The organism is Clostridium sp. ZBS15 (genome assembly GCF_023845705.1).
In the GTDB taxonomy this organism is placed as follows: Bacteria; Bacillota; Clostridia; order Clostridiales; family Clostridiaceae; genus Clostridium; species Clostridium aquiflavi.
Map to the genome: position 1 here is coordinate 1 of NZ_JAMQHY010000214.1, position 269 is coordinate 269.

The window sequence follows — 269 nt, forward strand, 5'->3', positions numbered from 1 at the left end:
CGAGCCAATGATTCTAATATTTAACGGACGCGTTTTGTAAGATGACCTTGTTTTTGGATGGCTTCACAATATGCGTCATAGAAGGCATATTTAGCCCAAAGGAAATCATCTTGTTGGAATAAGAAATGATTTTTGTACCATTCACCAATTGTATGATAACAATTGTTTTCATGTATTGCTGTGCTTTGAGAAAGGAAACGATCAGATAAAGATACATTCAAATGAGAAATTGTGTTTTCTGTTTCAACTTGCAGTGTTTTTTCTAACAT

The 269-nt window shown here is 33.5% G+C and carries 1 protein-coding gene; it reads right to left on the reverse strand.

Going from position 1 to position 269, the window contains the following annotated elements; translation table 11 throughout:
• Nucleotides 1-20 precede the first annotated feature (20 nt).
• A partial coding sequence (locus NG904_RS17080) for a hypothetical protein (protein ID WP_252232934.1) occupies nt 21-269 on the reverse strand: 249 nt, incomplete at its 5' end.